We start from the raw sequence: 18,751 nt of genomic DNA, 5'->3' as shown, positions 1-18,751 counted from the left end.
CATTACGAATTTGATACCAAATTGTGGTTAATATCTATGGTTGACGGTGCAGCCATTCCCAGACTACGTCATATTTCTTAAGATAAATCTGTGTTTCTGCCGGCACACCTGAACACCAGTTTCCGCTGTGTCTGTCCATGGCACCTTTTGTCCTTCCTGCTCCGCAGTTATATGCAGAAGCAAGGAATTTCCCCAAAGCGTGGGGATCGTTCATCAGGTAATCTTTTCTTCCATTGTTAAGCGCGCGCATATCAGCATCAAAAAGCAGAAATGATGCCTTTGCAGCGTTTTCATGATCTTCCATACCGTGAATAAAATCATTTTCCAAACGTGCCCGAGGGTACAGGCGTGCGATTCTCTTGTATGTATCAGGAATAAACTGGAAGAGTCCTCTTGCTCCTGCCTTTGATGCCGAGTAACGGTAAGCGCTCTCTTTATTCGTACCCATGATAACGAGCGTTTCATGGATAAGCCTTTCCGTTGTATACTTTCCGCTTTCGAATTTTTGAGGGTCTATATGTTCAATAATTGCCAATGTAAGGGAAACATCATCATCAATAAATTTATCACTTGATAATGGCCTCACTCCCCTCACGATAAGATCATTCTTTGCCTTGTTAAGAACATTTTTCAAGTATTCCAGGCCTGCCTTTCTCACATCGGGGATGTCAAGATTCTCAGAATAAGGTGTATAGACAACCTCTTTAAAAGTTGTTCCGTGCCTTACCGGTCTTCTAATGGCCAGCACAATGTGGTGTTCCGGGTACACAATAGTAAACTTAGTATTGACGCCGTTTGATTTGCCGGGTTCTATGATAACACTCTCAGTTTTTGCGCCGAGCTTTGGATGAACTTTGACAACCTGGATATCTCTGTTTTTCAGATTCTCGACGGCAAGAAGAATGGTAAAATTACCTAATTCGTTTCTAATACTTTTTCTGACCTTTGCTACTTTTTTTCTCTCTTTTCCTTTACGCCCCTTTTTCGATTTTTTTCCTTTTACCGGATTTTTTATCTTTTCAGTTTTGGTAATTTTTACAACTTTAAACCCGCTGGTCATGTTTCCAAGCATTTCTTTTGCTCTCGCTATATCGTCAAATATATTAAAATTTATAATTTCGTGTGTTTCCGATGGAGGTTCAAATTCAATAGAATCTTCTATATTTACTTCCGCAATATCATCTTCATCAACTTCGGCCTCATCTGCAGCTAAAGGAAAAAAAGATAAAAAGATAAAACAAACTGTTATGAAGAGGCATAAAAATATTGATAAATAGAATTTTTTTATCTGATTTTCCAAAAAATTCTTCCTTTAAAACGATTTATACATACATTCTTTGCAGCAAACTAATAATATAAATCACGCCTTTTTGCAAACTTATTTTCATTGACACGCCTTGATTGACGTGTCAATATGAGTATTAACGCTTATAAAAGATTACCTTATTTCGATCTTAAGGAAACTTTTTTTAATGAAGGGAAAATTGAGTTATGAAACTTAAAATTGGTGTTTTGACAGGTGGAGGAGATTGTCCCGGTCTTAATGGTGCAGTAAAATGGGTAACAAAAAGTGCTCTTGATCCGAGACTTGTTGATAAGCGGTCTGTTTCTTTTGAAGTTATCGGCATTGCCAACGGCTGGAAAGGTTTGGTAGAAGTTGATCCTGACGATCCTAAAAGCTGCGAAAGATACCTGAAGCATCTTGATGAAGAAAATGTTAGAAGATGGGACCGTTATGGGGGAACAAACCTCGGCACCTCAAGGACAAACCCCTTTAATCCGAATAATGACCGTTCTGAAAAAGTAATTGATAATATTAAAAAGCTCGGGATAGACATAGTTGTAGCAATTGGCGGAGAAGATACACTTGGAGTTGCCTATAAATTGTACAAACTGGGCATCAAGACAGTAGGCATTCCAAAGACTATTGATAATGATCTCACAGGAACCGACTATTCTCTCGGTTTTGATACTGCTGTCAATGTAATTATGGAGGAAATAGACCGGTTGAGGACTACAGCCGGTTCTCATGGCCGTATATTTGTTGTCGAAACAATGGGGCGACATGCCGGGTGGCTCGCCCTGCATGGTGGTGAATGCAGCGGTGCATATATCATTTTAATACCGGAATATCTTTTTGATATGAACCGTGTATGTGAACTCCTCAGTGAACGAAGAGGGCGGGAAATAAACTATTCAATTATTGTCGTTTCCGAAGGTGCAATGCCTTCAGGACAACATGAATTTCTTCGAGACGGCAAGGTAGATGAATTCGGACATCCCTCGCTTGGAGGCATAGCAAATTATGTTTCCGATGAAATAGAAAAAAGGACAGGATTCGTATCACGCCCAATCGCCTTGAGTTACTTGCAACGCGGAGGAACACCTTCAGCACATGATCGTTTGATGGCAAGGCGGTTTGGTATTGCAGCGGTTGATATGGTAGTCAACGAGGATTTCGGACGCATGGTAGCTCTTTCGCGCGGTCAGATCACGAGTGTTCCGATGAAAGAGATTATACATAAACTAAAGCTTGTTGACGTTAATAAGTTTTACGATATTGAAAGGTATAACGGACGCAGATCAATACTGTAGATAAATATAGAAATACAGCAGCCTGGTTACAAAAAATTGTCGTAATTGTCCTACACTAATTGTCGTAATTGTCCTACAGACAAATAAATATTATATGTTATATTTTGTAATATAAGCCTGAAAAAAGCCAAACCATCCGTGAGAATGGGACGGAAAGCTAACGGGTCTTAATTTAATCGCCCACCTTGTTCATCAGAAAGACAGCCGAGCCGCCAGACAATAATATAAATGGTTGAAGGAAATATATAAAGAAATAAGATAGTTTGGAGATTTTGACCTCCTTAATATTCATCAGTCAAGCTACCTTAGGTGCCGGGTTAAACACAGCAGCTTTAAGGGGATTGAAAAATGAATAAAAATAATCAAGGGAGGTTTAAGCTATGAAATTTAAATACGTAAAAGCTATAATTTTAGCTCTGGTACTCATCTTTGGTTTTACTATGCCAATTCAGGCTGCTACAATTGTGGATTTGAATTCCAACGACTGGAATTCTATATCAGGATATGGATATGTTCCAGGTACAAATTACTTTACCGTTACTGAAGATTACAACGAGTACCGTCAAATAATTCCATACCCATCTCATGACGGCTACGCCCTTGTTGATCCCTATGGCGGTTTTTTTGACAAAAAAATTACTCTTGGGCCGGGGGAAGGTTCAAACTTTAACATGACATTTATAGTTACAAATACAACACCCTATACCTGGTCTGATTACCATTTCATAATTAAACCGCAAGGGGTAGAATACGTCTACACGGGTGCCAATAGCGACCACTTCGTTGGCTGGAGTTTTAGAGATAATGGTGGCATAGACAATGAACTTCAATTCTTTCCTTATTTCATTCCACCATGGCCTCGGGAGTCGGTACACCCAGGAGAAACGGTAACTTTTAATTTTTCGGTTAATGCCCCTTATGGCTCTGAATTTTACCTTACACAAATAGCTACTACCAGCGTACCCATTCCCGGCGCAATCTGGCTTCTTGCCCCAGGTTTTCTTGGTCTTATGGGGCTTAAGAAAAAGTATTTGTGAAAATAAGTCAGCAATAAAAAGGCAGAGTCAGAAACGGCTCTGCCTTGTTTATACTGTTTTGCTTTATGATTTTCTTTTTACCGGTCAACGGCTTGTTTCATAACTTTTCGCCGGACATGTCTTTGTCCGGCGAAGTGAAGAAACCTGAATTTTCCGCATTGTGTTATTAAAGCAGTAAAAAGCAATTTCAGACCCTGGATTTTGATATTAAGCCAAAAAATCATATCTATCCCTTGTGTCAATAGTAACCGTCGGCAGCCACTGTAATTCAAAACACAGCTCATGCCGTTCCAATTTTTTAATGAAAAATGATTTTGTCATATCCAAACTGACCCACTACCAAAATTTCTTGCCGATTTACTTAATGCTCAAAGTGTTGTAGATTTAATGCGTTAAAAAATGGAGGGATTATACAGTGCGATTTAAAATTATCAGCCTTGGCTGCCCTAAGAACCTCGTAGAATCGGAATATATTACAGCAAGTCTTGAAAAAAAAGGAAATGAACTTTCAGAACAGTGCGATACTGTCATTATCAATACCTGTGCATTTATTGCAGATGCAGCAAAGGAATCCATTGAAACGATCCTCGAAGAAACAATTAACCGGGAGGGCCATAAGAAAAAGCTGGTAGTTACAGGCTGTCTTGTTGAGCGTTACGGAGAAAAATTACGGGCATTGCTTCCCGAAGCAGATCTTTTCATAGGCAGGAATTTCTATGATGAGATCGGGACGCTGATTGATAAAAACGGGTTTTTTCAGAGAAAAGGCAATTTTTCTGAGAGTTTTCCCAGGAAAATTCTCACAGCCAAACCAACAGCCTACTTGAAAATTCAGGAAGGCTGCGACAACAGGTGCAGTTATTGCACTGTGCCGGATATACGGGGAAGTCTGCGGAGCAGAAGTATGGAAAGTATCAGGGATGAACTTGAATGGCTTCTGGCAGAAGGTTTTAAAGAAATAAACATAATCGGCCAGGATATTACCTCTTATGGGAAAAATGACGGCCATGATTTGCAGAAATTGTTGTCTTACCTTCTCACGGTAAAGGGGGATTATTTTCTCAGACTCCTATATATGCACCCTAAAGGAATAAATAAAGATTTATTAGACCTCATAAGCAGAGAAGACAGGATTATCAAATATATGGATATACCTATCCAGCATTCGGAAGACAATATTCTTAACCGGATGGGAAGGGGATATAATAAAAACTACCTTGAAATGCTCTTCAGAGATATAAGGGAGAACATCCCTGACGCCGTATTGAGAACTACCGTAATTGTGGGCTTTCCTGGTGAAACAGAGGATGAGTTTTCAAATCTCTGTGATTTTATAAAAACGTGTGAATTCGACATGCTCGGGGCATTTATGTATTCTAAAGAGGAAGGCACAAAAGCTGCAAGATTTAAGGGACACCTGAGAAAAGGAATCAAACAGGAAAGACACAATACAATCATGGCCATGCAAAAGGATATTTCAAAAGAAAGATTGAAAAGTCTTATCGGAAAAAACGTGCAGGTAATCGTTGAGGGAAAAGAAGGGGGATATATGGCTGGAAGGCTACTAACCCAGGCACCTGATATAGACGGCATGGTTTTTATTAAAGGACCATGCAATATCGGTGAGATAAGAGAAGGTAAAATAGTGAAAACCCTCGATTATGATGTTATAGTAGAATTATAGGCCTGCTATTGGCAGGCCAAGCAGAGACAAATAGCAATCAAATCTTTATTTTTGGCAAGGTACAAAAAAAATAAATATTTGATTGCTTTGATACTAAGGAGAACATAGATGGAACCTATTAATGAATTAATTGTCGTCAGGAAAGAAAAAGAGAAAGCTTTAAGGGATGCCGGTATAGAAACATATCCTCAGGACAACGGTCCTTACATCACCACAGAGGATATTGAAAAAAAGTTCGGCGAGATTTCGCATGACGACCTTGAAAAGGTTGAAGAACATGTCTGTGTTGCTGGCAGAGTCATGGCCTTCAGGGATTTCGGCAAGAGCAGCTTTATCCACATCCAGGACAGAAAGGGTAAAATCCAGGCATATGTGAGAAAGGATATGCTCAAGTCTCCAGAATACGGTATTTTTAAGAAGTTTGACATATGCGATATTGTAGGCGTTGACGGCAGGTTATTCAGAACCAAGACCGGAGAATTAACAATCCTCGCAGAAAACATAAAGCTTCTCACGAAATCACTCCGCCCTTTGCCTGAAAAATGGCATGGACTGAAGGATGTGGAAGAGCGGTACAGAAAGAGGTACCTCGACCTTATCGTCAATGAGCGTGCCAAGGATGTTTTTACAAAAAGGGCAAAAATAATAGAATTTATAAGGAACTATTTCATAAAGAAAGATTTTGTTGAGGTGGAAACACCTATGATGCATGCCATCGCAGGCGGCGCAGTGGCTAAGCCATTTATTACCCATCACAACGCACTTAATATGGAACTTTACCTCAGGGTTGCACCGGAATTGTATTTAAAAAGACTTGTCGTAGGGGGATTTGAACGGGTTTTTGAGATAAACAGGAATTTCAGGAATGAAGGTATTTCAGTCCGGCATAACCCGGAATTCACCATGCTAGAATTCTATCAGGCATACTCCACCTATGAAGACCTTATGGCCTTTACAGAGGATATGGTATCGTCTCTGGTACATGAGCTTTTCAATAGCTATAAAGTTACATACAGCGGTCAGGAAATAGATTTTTCGCCGCCCTGGAGAAAGATGACCATGGAGGAAGCATTACGCGATTTGGGAGGATTTGATCTTGCCCGGTTGGACGATATGGGATGGCTTGCTTCGTACGCAAAAGAACTGGAGATAGAAGGAGCTGAAAAAGAGACCAAAGGGAAGCTTATCACAAAGATTTTTGAAGAACTCTGTGAGAAGCAATTGATACAGCCGACTTTTATCACACGCTACCCTGTCGAAGTATCACCGCTTGCAAAGAGAAACAAAGAAAACCCTCATCTCACAGAAAGGTTTGAAATGTATATTAACGGCATGGAGATAGCAAACGGCTTCAACGAGTTGAATGATCCTGAAGACCAGAGAGCGCGCTTTGAAGAACAGATCCGGGAAAAGGAAGAAGGCGCAATGATGGATGAGGAATATATAACAGCTCTTGAATATGGTCTGCCGCCGACAGCAGGTGAAGGCATCGGGATTGACAGGCTTACCATGGTCCTTACAGATTCACCTTCTATCAGGGAAGTAATTTTCTTTCCGTTGCTGAAACCTTGAGGGACCCCGGTATATTGATGCTGTTCATTATTCACGATTCACTATTCACTGGACTGTCATGAAATACGAAACTTCTATAGGTTTACGATACCTGCGTTCCAAAAGAAAAGAGGCCTTCATATCCTTAACCACCTGGATTTCCGTTGTCGGCATCGCAATCGGCGTTTTAGCTTTAATTCTCGTGATTGCCGTTATGACAGGATTTCAGAATGAGATCAGGGAACGTATACTCGGCATAAACCCGCATATCCTCGTAATGAGTATTGACAAAGACATACAGGAACCGGCGAAACTTGTAAGCACTATCAAAGGGATAGACGGAGTCACTCAGGCCTTTCCTTTTGTGTCATTCCAGGCCATGGTTCAGGCCGGCAGGCAGCTATCGGGTGTTATTGTTAAGGGTTTGAATGCCGAAGATGTAAAGTTCATGGGAAATCTACTGAAGGAAGGCAGCATAAGTGCCCTTAATAAAAATGGGAGCGTCCTTATAGGCAAGGAACTGGCAAAGCATATGGGCTTACTGTCAGGCGATACATTTTCGGTTATGGTTCCTTTTGGCGGCGTCTCACCTATGGGCGCCATTCCTGAGACGGTCAGGGTCAAGGTAGGCGGCATATTCGAGACCGGCATGTACGAGATTGACAACACCCTCATTATTATGCCGTTGAAAGATGTGGAAAACATAATTGGTGCAGGAGTAACAGGTATAGAAATAAAACTGAAAGATGTATACCAGGCAGATGAAATCAGAAAAGAGATAGGTAAACGGCTCGGGTTCGGGTATTTTGGCAGGACATGGATCGAGATGAACAAGAATCTCTTTTCAGCATTGAAACTTGAAAAAATTGCCATGTTTATCATACTCGCACTGGTAATTTTAGTGGCAAGCTTCAATATAATCAGCTCTCTTGTTATGACTGTAAAGGAAAAGAAAAAAGATATCGCAATCCTGAAAGCCATGGGAGCAAGAAAGAAAAGCATCATGAAAATATTTATGGTAGAGGGCATTGCCATAGGTGTTGTGGGCGCTCTGATAGGCTCATTCAGCGGCTATATGCTGTGTGAAATTCAAAGTAGATTTCAAATTATTAAACTATCGCCGGATGTTTATTATATAACCACGCTGCCCATGATGATAAGTATTTTGGATGTTATTCTCATTGCATCAACAACCATGATCATCTGTACCCTGTCAACGCTTTATCCCTCATACAAGGCCTCAAAAATCGATCCTGTGGAGGCTCTGAGATATGAATGAGACCATTATGAGCGTATCCGGACTGAAAAAAAGATTCGACAAGAACGGTCTGGAAGTCAATGTTCTTAAGGGTATTGACCTTACCATACAGCAGAGGGATTTTATTACGATTATGGGGCCTTCAGGTGCAGGTAAAAGCACATTCCTCCATATATTGGGCACCCTGGACGCACCCACCGAAGGTGAGATAATTTTCAGAGGCCGGAATGTACATGAATTTAACGAAGAAGAGTCGGGCATCTTCAGAAATGAGAAGGTGGGCTTTGTATTTCAGTTCTATCATCTGCTGCAGGATTTCAATGTCATTGAAAATATTATGATCCCTCTTATGATACGCCGGATAAACGAGGCGGAGGCATTAAAGAAGGCAGAAGCCTTTCTTGAAATTATGGGTCTTACAAACAGAAAAAATCATCGACCCGGAGAATTGTCAGGCGGAGAGCAGCAAAGGGTTGCCATTGCAAGAGCTCTTGTGAATGAACCGGAACTGATTCTTGCAGACGAGCCGACAGGCAACCTTGACAGGAAAACAGGCCGCGAGGTCCTTAATTACATACTTTCAATAAATGAAAGGCTTTCATCCACCCTTGTTCTCGTCACTCATGACCCGGAAATAGGCTCCATCGGAACAAGAAAGTTTAATATGGTTGACGGGGAACTCTTCCAGCTCTGAAATTGTATTTTATTGATTTTTGTTTTTTTCAGTTTTCTCTTTGATCGGTCAACGGCATGATTGTGATGTCCATCTTCGGCGCTCTGCTTCGCCTTGCGATCCTCCAACGTACATTCAGTACGTTTTCGGCCTGCAATGCTCACAGCCCATCCGAATCTGAAACATCCCTGCCATGCCGTTGCCCACTCAACCCGGATTCACATATACGCTTATGTGAATCCGGTATAAAAGCACATGGCTTTATTTTTAACTCTATATATCCCCATATTTTATCTGATTTAATTTTTAAAACATCTTTTCACAATTTTGACAATAACCCAATGAAAGGAGTACATAATGGCTCAAAAATCATAATTTCTACAACATTTGCTAAAACAGTTTTAGCAACACTATTTTATCAATATTAACATGATGTTACACTGATACATAAATATTTGTGAATTTGAATTGCCTGCCGGATTAAAAGCTCTTTTTAATTTGCAGAAACTGTTTCTGCAAATTCAAAAATCCTTCGTAAACACAAGCCAGTCCTTGTTGTTAAGTTTTTCCGAAACTGTTTCGGAGAATACACAGAATAAAACCATCGAAAAAGCAGCTTCGCAGTTTTCCAGAGGCAAAGACTTCGGATTGAAATGTGCGCCTTCTGCCCTTAACTGGACAATTCTTCTTTCATATACTATTAAACACTCTGTACGAACAAGCCACCCAGGAATTACTATTTGAAAGCAAGTGCGTTCATGGATTCCGAGAATCGTCAGAAGTAAAAATATAAAAAGTGTGACATATCCTCACATAAATATTACAATAATTGTAGTACATAACCTACTGAAATTGTAGTACATATCCTACATACAAAAAGCTTATTTTGTTATACATTTGCTGTATATAGAAATCTAAAGTCAAAATATCCTTATGGGAGCAATGAAATGGGGAGAATATTAATGCAAAGCAGATGGTCCAGGGTTAAGGATTATGTTAAGGAAAGCGGACGAACAGTTAAAGCTGTTGTTTTATTGCCAGTTGCTGTATTAGCTCTCGGCACATATATAAGTCGAGCAGATGCTGCAATGAATGATGCCGACCTTGATGCTATAATGGGGGCATCTCATACTGGAATAACAATAAGCAATCCCAATCCGAATCCCAATCCGTATGGTATGGGTATCGTAGGAATTGCAGGTAATTACGGCAATGAGCTGGCCATAGTCTGGCAATATGGAACAGTTGGATTTTACAATGCAAGTAACCCTAATTCATTAGTTATGACCGGATTAATTAGAACAATCTCAGCAGCAACAGCAGTCACATATTTGATAAATCCACCAGCAGGCATGACTGGTGATATTGCAGTAGCTGATAGTTATTCTATATGGACATATATGAAAACAGGCGCTTTAAAACAAAGTTTTGACTTGAACTTACAATCAGGAGAAATAATAAACGACCTAAAGATTGAAGACGGTAAAGTATATATTGCAACAACAAAAGGAATGGGAACAGTCAATCCAAGCACGGGAAATATTACTTATTTTGGAACAGGCAGTTGTGATTCTGTGCAGCCGATAGATTTTATTGAAGGCTTAAGTCCCAGGATATTTACACAATCAGGGTCAGAGTATTACAGAAATCCTGATGGTTCACCAAATGTAGGTACAGGTATAATTACAGATATGCTTTCAAGACAGGGATATGGAGTTAACGAAGGCTATCTATGGGGAGTAAGAGCGTTAAGCCGAAGCGACTTATGGGCGTGGGATGCACTTAGTGGACTTACAGAAAAGCAATCAACCGTACCAATCCCTGGCGCATTATGGCTCTTCGGCCCCGGTTTGGTTGGTCTCGCAGCAATCAGGAGAAAATTCACAAAGTAATCATAAATAACCAATTATCAAGGCAGTGCCAGAAATGGCTCTGCCTTTTTTATTTGTCATTCCAGAAGGAATTACCACTTGTATTCTTGCATTCTGTTCAGAAATCCATTTTATTCAGTACGGGAAGTTTTGTACCTTAGCAAAAAGCCACACAGTGTGCATTTCGTAAAGAAAGCAGCGCTTCAGGCAAAAACCACGCAGTATCAACTCCTGGAAAGAGTCATTTTATGCAAGTACTCAAGAACCTGATGAAACTTAAATAATATTATCTGCTCATTGCCCTTCTTTTTCATTCTCTCCCACAATCTCATTTACAATCTTCTCTGCATGAACGGGAGAATAGATGGGAATATCTGCCTTACTAAAATCACCTTCATTGCGTGTGACTATTGCATCTACACCGGCATAACAGGCTGATGCATGCAATACTGCATCTTCAAAATCTTTAAAATCACTTGCCAATGCCTTCTCTATAACAACACGATTTACAAGAGCCACCTGAAAGATGACCAGAAGCTTTTTTATTGCCTCCTTTGCCTGTTCGGACCCCATGGCTTTTGAGACAATATAATATATCGTTGTGAGTGTTGTTCCACAGAGATAACCTGTAATTGCACCCTCTTCTGACGCTGCAAAAAGGGCTGAAGCGGAATCAGCAAAAGGCTTTCTGTCCATGAGAACATCAAGCACTATATTGGTGTCAAAAAGTAATTTCAATGAAATTTTTCCTCAAGATATTTCCGGTAATCCTTCTCATCAACTTTAGCATCCTTGAGCAGTCCATGAAGAGATGCCGTTATTGGAGGTGTTCTTTTGGTATGGATTGTGTCTGTTTTAAGAATACGGAAGTAATCGGCAACCACTTGCGACAGTGATCTTCCTTTTTCATGGGCATATGTTTTTGCCTGTTCGATAAGGCTATCATCGAGACGTAAGGTAAGTTTGGTCTGCATGGTTCCTCCTTCTTATACGTCATTATATTAATTTATTATACGTCATCGTTTACATCCTGTCAATCAGAAAAGATACATAATAATAATAATAATCGGAAATGCTATGTTGCCTCACTGCAGTTATCAAATAGAGAATACACCCAATACTGGGCATAAACGAACTGACTAAGATGAGAACGTTGCTTGTTTCCGGGGCCATAAGGTTTCTTGAGGATGCTTATCCAGTCATTGGAGCCAATCGCCGAAACGGCCTGCTCTGACTGATTCTGTCGTTGGAACAAAATGATCAAAAATATCGATTTTATATCATTTGGTGCGATTACAGACACAGTGTCTGTAGCATCTGTTCTCACAGTGAGAACAAAAAGTTAAATCTCTATAAAGCCAATATAGGATGTGGTTTAGATAATTAAGTAAATTTTTCGTTCACTGTGAACGAAAGCATATAACCATTTTTAGAAATGTCTTTTTTGGAGTACAGGAAAGCAAATAAAGAAGATTCTTAAAAATGGTAGGTTTTCCTTTTATTAAAATTTGAGATAAGAATAAAGACAAAAAACGTAATAGAAGATATAATAAAACAAAAACATGGAAAAACCGATAGAAGCAAAGGAGTTCCAACAAATCGCTGGGGCCAATCTGCCTGAAAGCAGGCTCCGGCTTAGCTTTTCTTTGGGCTTATAAAGGAAAACTATGGAGAATAAGCCACGAAAAAGGTGGGAGAGCACCCCACGGTTCCCTCTTATTTTAATTTAGGAGGAAAGTATGACAAAGGTTATTAATTCCACTAAAGAAAAGGCGGCGCTTTTAGACTGGGATGGTACACTCCGCGCCGGATATGAAATTACAGAGTGGTGCGATTTTCTGGACGAACGGGGTAATTTTGACAGAGAAATAGGAGAACGCCAGAGAACTCTACTCTCAAATTATCTTACCGGCAAAATAACCTATAGCCAGGCGGTCTTCGATGTAGGTGTGAACTATGCTGAGGGACTTGGGGGTTATAAGGTCAAAGACACTCAGGATCTTGCCCTGCAATTCGCAGATAATGACAAAGCAATATTCGACTTCACGCCGGCACTTTTTGAAATATTACACAGGAATAAAATTAAGATAATTCTCGTAAGTAACACTCCCCAGTTACTTCTTGAAGTGTACAGAAAGAAATTTAAATTGAGCAAGGTGTATGGATTAAAGATCGCGGAAAAAGCCGACTTCTGGGTAAACAAGGTTATTATAAATCCAGGGCTTACAGAGTCTAAAAAGAAGATAGCCGCTGATCTTGCGAAAAAATATGATATTATCCTGGGCATGGGAGACACCCACCATGATGTGCCTTTGTTCGAATACTCAAGATTCCGCCTTTTTATAAAACCCAGAAAAAAACCAAATATAAGCATTCCTGAAGTCATCGGATTGGAAGTGGTCAGCGAAGACACGGTATTAAAAACAATTGAATCCAAACTGATAAATATTTCTACCAGTTAGGGCGGAAACAAAGTGGAGAGACGTGAGGGAAGACCATTAAATTATCAAGGATATTGTCAAAATTTGAATGAAAAATTGATAAGAAGGTTGAGCAAAGATAAGCCCTTACAAGTCATAATAAGGGGGAGGTAACAGGAAGTATGGGAAATGAAGAAATCCTTCTTCATTTCCGCCTGATTCAAATAAACGTGTATGTGAATCAGGCTTGGGTGGTCAGCGGCATGGCAGGGATGTTTCAGATTCGGATGGGCTGTGAGCCTTGCAGGCCGTAATCGTACTGAATGTACGATGGAGGATCGCAAGGTGAAGCAGAGCGCCGAAGATGAATATCCCAATCATGCCGCTGACCGAAAAAGAAAAAAACGTGGAAAGAAAAACCTTACTGGCTTGTCATCTGTTTAAGCACCTGTTCCAGTTTCTTTAGCTGTTCCCCATAGCCTGCCCAGTCGCCCTGCTTCTGAAGTTCTTTTGCCTTATCAAACTGTTTCATGGCTTCTCTTGCAAGTTCGTTAACAGAAGCTTTTTTCTGTGGCTGGGGCACCGCTCCGGTTGACGCTGCAACAGGTACACCTTTTCTGCCTCCGAAGAGCCGCTGGAGACATAACTCAAGATTTTCATCCATCACAACATCGTTCTCATATGCCACAATGACGCGTCTTAGTTCCGGAAGCCCTCCCTTGTCCTCTGCTGCAAGATAAAGCGGCTGGATATACATAAGTGATGTTTCAACCGGGATAATAAGGAGGCTTCCCCTGATGACCTGCGAACCGCGCTGTCCCCAGAGTGTGAGCTGCTGGGAAATAAAGGAATCCTGATCTATTCGCGCATCAATCTGCCTCGGTCCAAAGACAAGCCTGTCCCTTGGAAATGTGTAAATCACAAGTTTCCCGTAATAAGGCTCATCGCATCTTGCCGCAAACCATGCAGCCAGATTGTCTCTCTTTGAAGGCGTATATGGCATAAGCAGTGCATATTCCTCCTTCTTTTCCTCCGGGAGCTTCATAATCAGGTAATAGGGCTCCATGGGTTTTTCGGCGTGGGATGGTATTTGCCACAGGTCTTCCTTGTTGTAAAAGACCTTCGGGTCTGCCATGTGATATGTTGCATATATATGTGTCTGAATGGCGAAAAATTCCCTGGGATACCTTATATGTGCCTTCAGGTCTGCCGGCATTGTAGACATGGGTTTTAAGAGCCCCGGAAAAATTGTGTTGTATACATTTATAATCACATCATCAGCATCGCTCAGGTAGAAATCTACCTTCCCTGTGTATGCATCCACCGTTATTTTTACAGAGTTTCTCATATAATTGACATGATTCTTGAGACGTTTTGAATAAGGCAGCATGGTAGATACCGTATAGGCATCCATGATCCAGTAAAGTTTTCCCTCCTTTGAAATTACAATGTAGGGATCTGAATCAAGCATGAGAAAGGGGGCAATCTTATGAACCCTTTCCACAATATTCCGGTTATAAAGTATCTTGCTTTCATCTTTAATATCAGAGGAAAGAACAATTTTAGCGGTTCGGAATGACAATGCAAATAATGCACGTTTCAACACAGAATCAAGAGAGACGCCTCCCGCGCCCTTATATGAAGTGTATATGTTGCCTTCCGATGTAGGGTAGCTGAATTCGGGAATCTTCGTATTCACGATTGCATAGTCACCGGTAAGTTCGCCAAAGTATATTTCAGGCGTTGTTATCTTTATATCAGAACTGGAAACAGGCGGAATATCCTTTATAATGAACTCCGGCAGTCCCTCCCGTGTAATACGGCTTACCGGCCCCATGGTAATGCCGTTGCCATGGGTAAAGACAAATTTTTCATTGATCCAGGATTTGCTGGGAAGATCGTCATAAGACAATTCCCTTGCTGACAGCATTACCTGTCTGTATTCACCGTCTATGATATAGCGGTCGTTGTCGATATTCGTAAACCTGTAATACGTTCTTATCTGTTGCAACTGACTATAAGTTTTGAGCAGCGGTGATTCGTCCCATAATCTGATGTTCTTTATGGTGGCGGTATTCTTCTGAATATCCTTTTCAGTGAGGCCGTATGAAACATTAAATGGCCTGACAGACACGTTGTTGAGATTGTATCCGTACTTTGTAAAAGCTATATGGTGTTCTATAAATGGTTTCTCAACATCGAGTTCGTTTGGGGCAACCTTAAAATTCTGGAGCAGTGCCGGATAGGCAACTATACCAACTATATAAACCAGCAATACCAGACCAAGGGGTAAGAGAGTGATCTTCCACGATTCTCTTGTAAACGCCGTAATGAAGGCAATCCCGGCAATCACGGTAAGCAGTGAGAGCAATCCCAGCACAAAAAGTCTGGCGTATACATCAGTGTAACCGGCGCCCACTATCACGCCATGCGTCGAATAGAGCAGATCAAAGCGGTCGAGATAGAAACCTGATGCAATCTTTAAAAGGAATAATCCGGCAAGGATGCCGATGTGCCTTTTTGCTTCTTTTGAAAAGGATATACCGGCACTGCTCGCAAGAAATCCGCCTCTCACTGCATAGGCCGCAAAAACAAGAATGAGTGTGATAAAAATAATGAAACCTGCATAGGCGCTGAGCAATTCATAAAAGGGGAATTTAAAAAGATAGAAACCTACATCCTTTCCCAGGATAGGATCTTTCATGCCCGTATCTATACTGTTAAGAAAAATAAGCGTTTGAGACCAGAAGCTGCTCCCCCATGAACCTCCGAGAAAGCCTATGATTGCTGCAAGGAGGATACTGAAGGGTTTCGAAAATCTGTTCAAGGGCTCCAGGTTCAATGAAATGCCTATTTGTTGCGATAAGGCAATGTTGACGGAAGGGTGCTGCACCCGGCTCACCAGGAGCATGTTGGCAAGGACAAAGATGAAGGATATTAAACCAAAAATGAGTCCGGTAAAAATCTCCGTAGAGAAAGTTTTTAGGAAGACATTCCCGTAAGCCACTTCCTGAAAAAACAGCCAGTCAACATAAAAGTTTGTTATTCTTGATGCTGCCAGCAGAATTATAATCACCGCTCCAATAAGGAGCATCCTGGTTGCCTTTCCTGTCATTCTCTCTACCTCCCTTGAGTAGATTCCATTGGATTTAATAAATGTTTGCAGGCAGTAAGCTTTATTTTAACCTGCCCGATGATTTTCCTGATAATTTCCGCGACATACTTTAGCGCTGGTTTTCATTTATTTTCGGCTATTTTACCATAAATATTCCGGCAGAGGGAAAGAATAAACCATCACGATACAAGCAGAATTCTCACCGACCGGTGGGCTCATCATCCCGCTGTCAGCATCCCGGTTCACCGTGATGTCCGCAGCAACTACTGAGAGTCAATATTTTTTTCATATTGTTCCTGAAGAAAAGCCAGATTTTTTTTGAAAGCGGCATATCAACATCAAAGTTGGACAAAAACATTTTGATATTCGGCTTCCGGTGCTCGTGATCGTGGTTATGCATAATTCTTTTCCTTTTAACCTATGAGACAATTCAATAGCTGCCTCCTTGCGTATATCGGGCAGATATTTTCATTATAGCAAAACTTCTCACATAGTTATATAAAATATGGGTTAAAGTTTTTTTGAAAAAAAGCGATATAAAAATAGATTGATATATTTTTTTGATGTTACAAATAAAAAGTGTTATCAAAAAACATACTAAAATCGGGGAATAATTTATATTTAGGAGGTCAAATGGACGTTAAATTTATCAATCCCTTTGTTGCAGCAACTACGACTGTATTCAAAACCATGCTCAACATAGATCTTAAAATGAACAAGCCCATACTCAAAAATACCAGAAATGCATCTGCCGAGGTAACGGGAATTATGGGTCTCGCCGGTGATGCAAAGGGAACGATCTGCATGAGCTTTACAAGAAATGGCGCTCTATATGTTTACAAAACTCTTATAGGTGATGACCATAGCGATTTAGACCCGGAAGTAATTGACGCAATTGGAGAGATTACCAATATAACATCAGGTCAGGCACGGAAAGAGTTTGAAAAATCGTCCATTAATCTGAAAGCAGCTATTCCTACAGTTGTTGTAGGAAAAGATGTAGAGTTGAATTTTATTTGTGGGCTACCAATAGTATCATTGCCGTTCCATTTCCAAACAGACAATGGTGAAGAAACAGTCCATGTGGACTTCTCATTTGAATAGACCAATTAATGATTAACCATTAACGGGGCTTACAACATATCTATACAGTATTTTAATACTTTTTTTGGAAACTCATTTATTTAAAGCATATTTGCCCTGGATAAAACAGTCCTATAACAGTCAACAGACGGAAAACCAATATTGTCAATCCCGACAGACACATAGACTGTGAAACAGCATTATCTGAATTCCAGAAAATAAATATTTTATCAACAGTCAGTGAGTGACCTTTTATATTACCTCAGGCCTATTTCACAGGAAAATTTCTCCTCTATCAATCCAAGGAAAGCTTTAGCAGGCGGGGACGGGTCTGTGTCCTTGAGAATAACAAGATCAATCCCGGCTTTTAAGTCACCATCGCAGATTGGAACTATCTTCATCTTCCCTAAGGCAACTTCATCTTTCACATTGGGAGGAAACATGAGGCCCACTCCCTTCCCTTTTTCTATTAACTGCTTCATGCCTTCGATACTGTCAATTTCAGCGCTTATGGAAGGTTTCATGTTTCTTTTTCTGAATTCTTCCAGGACAAGTCTTCTTGCCATGGAGCCTTCACAGTGAAGTATAAGTGGGTATTTATCCAAATCTTTCCACATGACCTCCTGCTTTTCTGAAACAGGGTCGTGTGGAGCAGTCACCAGTACCATTTTCTCGGTTTCAAGTATATGTAACGCTCGAACCTGACTGTTGATATTTTCAAAAGTGCCTACAATGCATAGATCGTGTTGAAAATCAATCAGTTCTTCAATGAGTTGGAGTGACCGCCCTTCTTTTAGCGTCACTTTTATGGAAGGTTGAAGTTCCTTGAAATAATCAACCACCGGCATGAGATACAAGGTAAGTGCGCCTGAGATGCCTATCCTGAGATTATTGTTTCTATAGCCCTCAAGCAGGGATTCAGCTTTCATTGCCCGAAGGCATATTTCTTCGGCTTGCCAAAAGAGGTCTTCACCTGTTTTGGTTAAATAAACCTTCTTTTTTTTCACATTAATCAGTTTCACACCGAAACGTTTCTGGAGGGCAGCAATTTGCATAGTTACCGCCGGCTGGCTAATGCAAAGTTTGTCTGATGCAACAGCAAAACTCTTTTCTCTTGCAACAAAATAAAATGTGATAAGCTGATCCAGATTAATTTTCGGGGGATTCATTGTATTTATTGTACAGGCAACTTAATGATGAGGTCAAGATAATCCGGGGTGCTTATCAACTCATAAGATAATATATATTGCAACAATTATTTTATCATCTATAATAATATTAACAATTTCAAACATGTAAGGAAAGCAGTTGGAAACTACTTATACAAAAATGGTTTTAAAAAAGGAGGCGGAATTATGAGAGAATTGGAATACGACGGTATAATTATCGGCGCCGGTCCTAACGGGCTTACCGCAGCGGGTTATTTGACAAAGGCAGGCTTGAAGATTGCTATTCTGGAAAGGA

Annotated in this window: 16 protein-coding genes and 1 riboswitch; of the genes, 11 read left to right on the top strand and 5 right to left on the bottom strand. The window is 40.5% G+C overall.

Annotated elements, in window-relative coordinates:
- Nucleotides 1–34: 34 nt before the first annotated feature.
- Nucleotides 35–1,300: a transglycosylase SLT domain-containing protein gene (locus NT010_13050; GenBank protein MCX5806966.1), complete on the bottom strand. Its 1,266-nt coding sequence runs from the start codon at nt 1,298–1,300 to the stop codon at nt 35–37.
- Nucleotides 1,301–1,491: 191 nt separating this feature from the next.
- Here NT010_13050 and NT010_13045 point away from each other — a divergent pair, with 191 nt between their 5' ends.
- From NT010_13045 to NT010_13015, 7 genes are all read left to right on the top strand, one after another.
- On the top strand, nt 1,492–2,595 hold the full coding sequence (locus NT010_13045; protein MCX5806965.1) for an ATP-dependent 6-phosphofructokinase: 1,104 nt from the start codon (nt 1,492–1,494) through the stop codon (nt 2,593–2,595).
- Nucleotides 2,596–2,711: 116 nt separating this feature from the next.
- Nucleotides 2,712–2,812: riboswitch (cyclic di-GMP riboswitch) on the top strand.
- A gap of 163 nt (nt 2,813–2,975) precedes the next feature.
- Complete coding sequence (locus tag NT010_13040; protein ID MCX5806964.1) at nt 2,976–3,632, top strand: hypothetical protein; 657 nt, start codon at nt 2,976–2,978, stop codon at nt 3,630–3,632.
- 415 nt (nt 3,633–4,047) lie between these two features.
- Nucleotides 4,048–5,316: a 30S ribosomal protein S12 methylthiotransferase RimO gene (gene rimO, locus NT010_13035; GenBank protein ID MCX5806963.1), complete on the top strand. Its 1,269-nt coding sequence runs from the start codon at nt 4,048–4,050 to the stop codon at nt 5,314–5,316.
- A 108-nt stretch (nt 5,317–5,424) separates the two neighbouring features.
- Nucleotides 5,425–6,888: a lysine--tRNA ligase gene (lysS, locus tag NT010_13030; protein MCX5806962.1), complete on the top strand. Its 1,464-nt coding sequence runs from the start codon at nt 5,425–5,427 to the stop codon at nt 6,886–6,888.
- Nucleotides 6,889–6,946: 58 nt separating this feature from the next.
- The gene (locus tag NT010_13025; GenBank protein ID MCX5806961.1) at nt 6,947–8,146 is read left to right on the top strand and encodes a lipoprotein-releasing ABC transporter permease subunit; all 1,200 of its coding nucleotides are present in this window, start codon (nt 6,947–6,949) and stop codon (nt 8,144–8,146) included.
- The gene (locus NT010_13020; GenBank protein MCX5806960.1) at nt 8,139–8,819 is read left to right on the top strand and encodes an ABC transporter ATP-binding protein; all 681 of its coding nucleotides are present in this window, start codon (nt 8,139–8,141) and stop codon (nt 8,817–8,819) included. Before NT010_13025 ends, NT010_13020 begins: the two co-directional genes overlap by 8 nt.
- 926 nt (nt 8,820–9,745) lie before the next feature.
- Nucleotides 9,746–10,690: a hypothetical protein gene (locus tag NT010_13015; GenBank protein MCX5806959.1), complete on the top strand. Its 945-nt coding sequence runs from the start codon at nt 9,746–9,748 to the stop codon at nt 10,688–10,690.
- 273 nt (nt 10,691–10,963) lie between these two features.
- On the opposite strand, the gene NT010_13010 is transcribed toward NT010_13015, so the two are convergent.
- Together NT010_13010 and NT010_13005 are read right to left on the bottom strand one after the other, a co-directional pair.
- Nucleotides 10,964–11,407, bottom strand: coding sequence for a PIN domain-containing protein (locus NT010_13010; protein MCX5806958.1), 444 nt, complete (start codon nt 11,405–11,407; stop codon nt 10,964–10,966).
- Nucleotides 11,404–11,643, bottom strand: a complete 240-nt coding sequence (locus NT010_13005; protein MCX5806957.1) for a DUF6364 family protein — start codon at nt 11,641–11,643, stop codon at nt 11,404–11,406. The genes NT010_13010 and NT010_13005 overlap by 4 nt, the downstream gene beginning before the upstream one ends.
- Nucleotides 11,644–12,408: 765 nt before the next feature.
- Here NT010_13005 and NT010_13000 point away from each other — a divergent pair.
- Nucleotides 12,409–13,131 (top strand): HAD family hydrolase, encoded by a 723-nt coding sequence (locus NT010_13000; protein MCX5806956.1) that lies wholly within the window; start codon nt 12,409–12,411, stop codon nt 13,129–13,131.
- A gap of 140 nt (nt 13,132–13,271) precedes the next feature.
- On the top strand, nt 13,272–13,403 hold the full coding sequence (locus tag NT010_12995; GenBank protein ID MCX5806955.1) for a hypothetical protein: 132 nt from the start codon (nt 13,272–13,274) through the stop codon (nt 13,401–13,403).
- A 107-nt stretch (nt 13,404–13,510) separates the two neighbouring features.
- Here NT010_12995 and NT010_12990 read toward each other — a convergent pair whose 3' ends face one another.
- Nucleotides 13,511–16,204 (bottom strand): UPF0182 family protein, encoded by a 2,694-nt coding sequence (locus NT010_12990; GenBank protein MCX5806954.1) that lies wholly within the window; start codon nt 16,202–16,204, stop codon nt 13,511–13,513.
- A 633-nt stretch (nt 16,205–16,837) separates the two neighbouring features.
- Between NT010_12990 and NT010_12985 the strand changes: the two genes are divergently transcribed.
- Entirely contained in the window at nt 16,838–17,308 is a 471-nt protein-coding gene (locus tag NT010_12985) for a chemotaxis protein CheX (GenBank protein MCX5806953.1), read from the top strand.
- Between the two features lie 236 nt (nt 17,309–17,544).
- On the opposite strand, the gene NT010_12980 is transcribed toward NT010_12985, so the two are convergent.
- Nucleotides 17,545–18,456 (bottom strand): LysR family transcriptional regulator, encoded by a 912-nt coding sequence (locus tag NT010_12980; protein MCX5806952.1) that lies wholly within the window; start codon nt 18,454–18,456, stop codon nt 17,545–17,547.
- Between the two features lie 186 nt (nt 18,457–18,642).
- On the opposite strand from NT010_12980, the gene NT010_12975 reads away from it, so the two are divergent.
- Nucleotides 18,643–18,751, top strand: a 109-nt coding sequence (locus NT010_12975) for an NAD(P)-binding protein (GenBank protein MCX5806951.1), incomplete at its 3' end; no start/stop codon positions are given.

The organism is Pseudomonadota bacterium, from assembly GCA_026388275.1.
Lineage (GTDB): Bacteria > Desulfobacterota > Syntrophorhabdia > Syntrophorhabdales > Syntrophorhabdaceae > JAPLKB01.
This window is presented reverse-complemented; position numbering and strand designations above follow the sequence as displayed.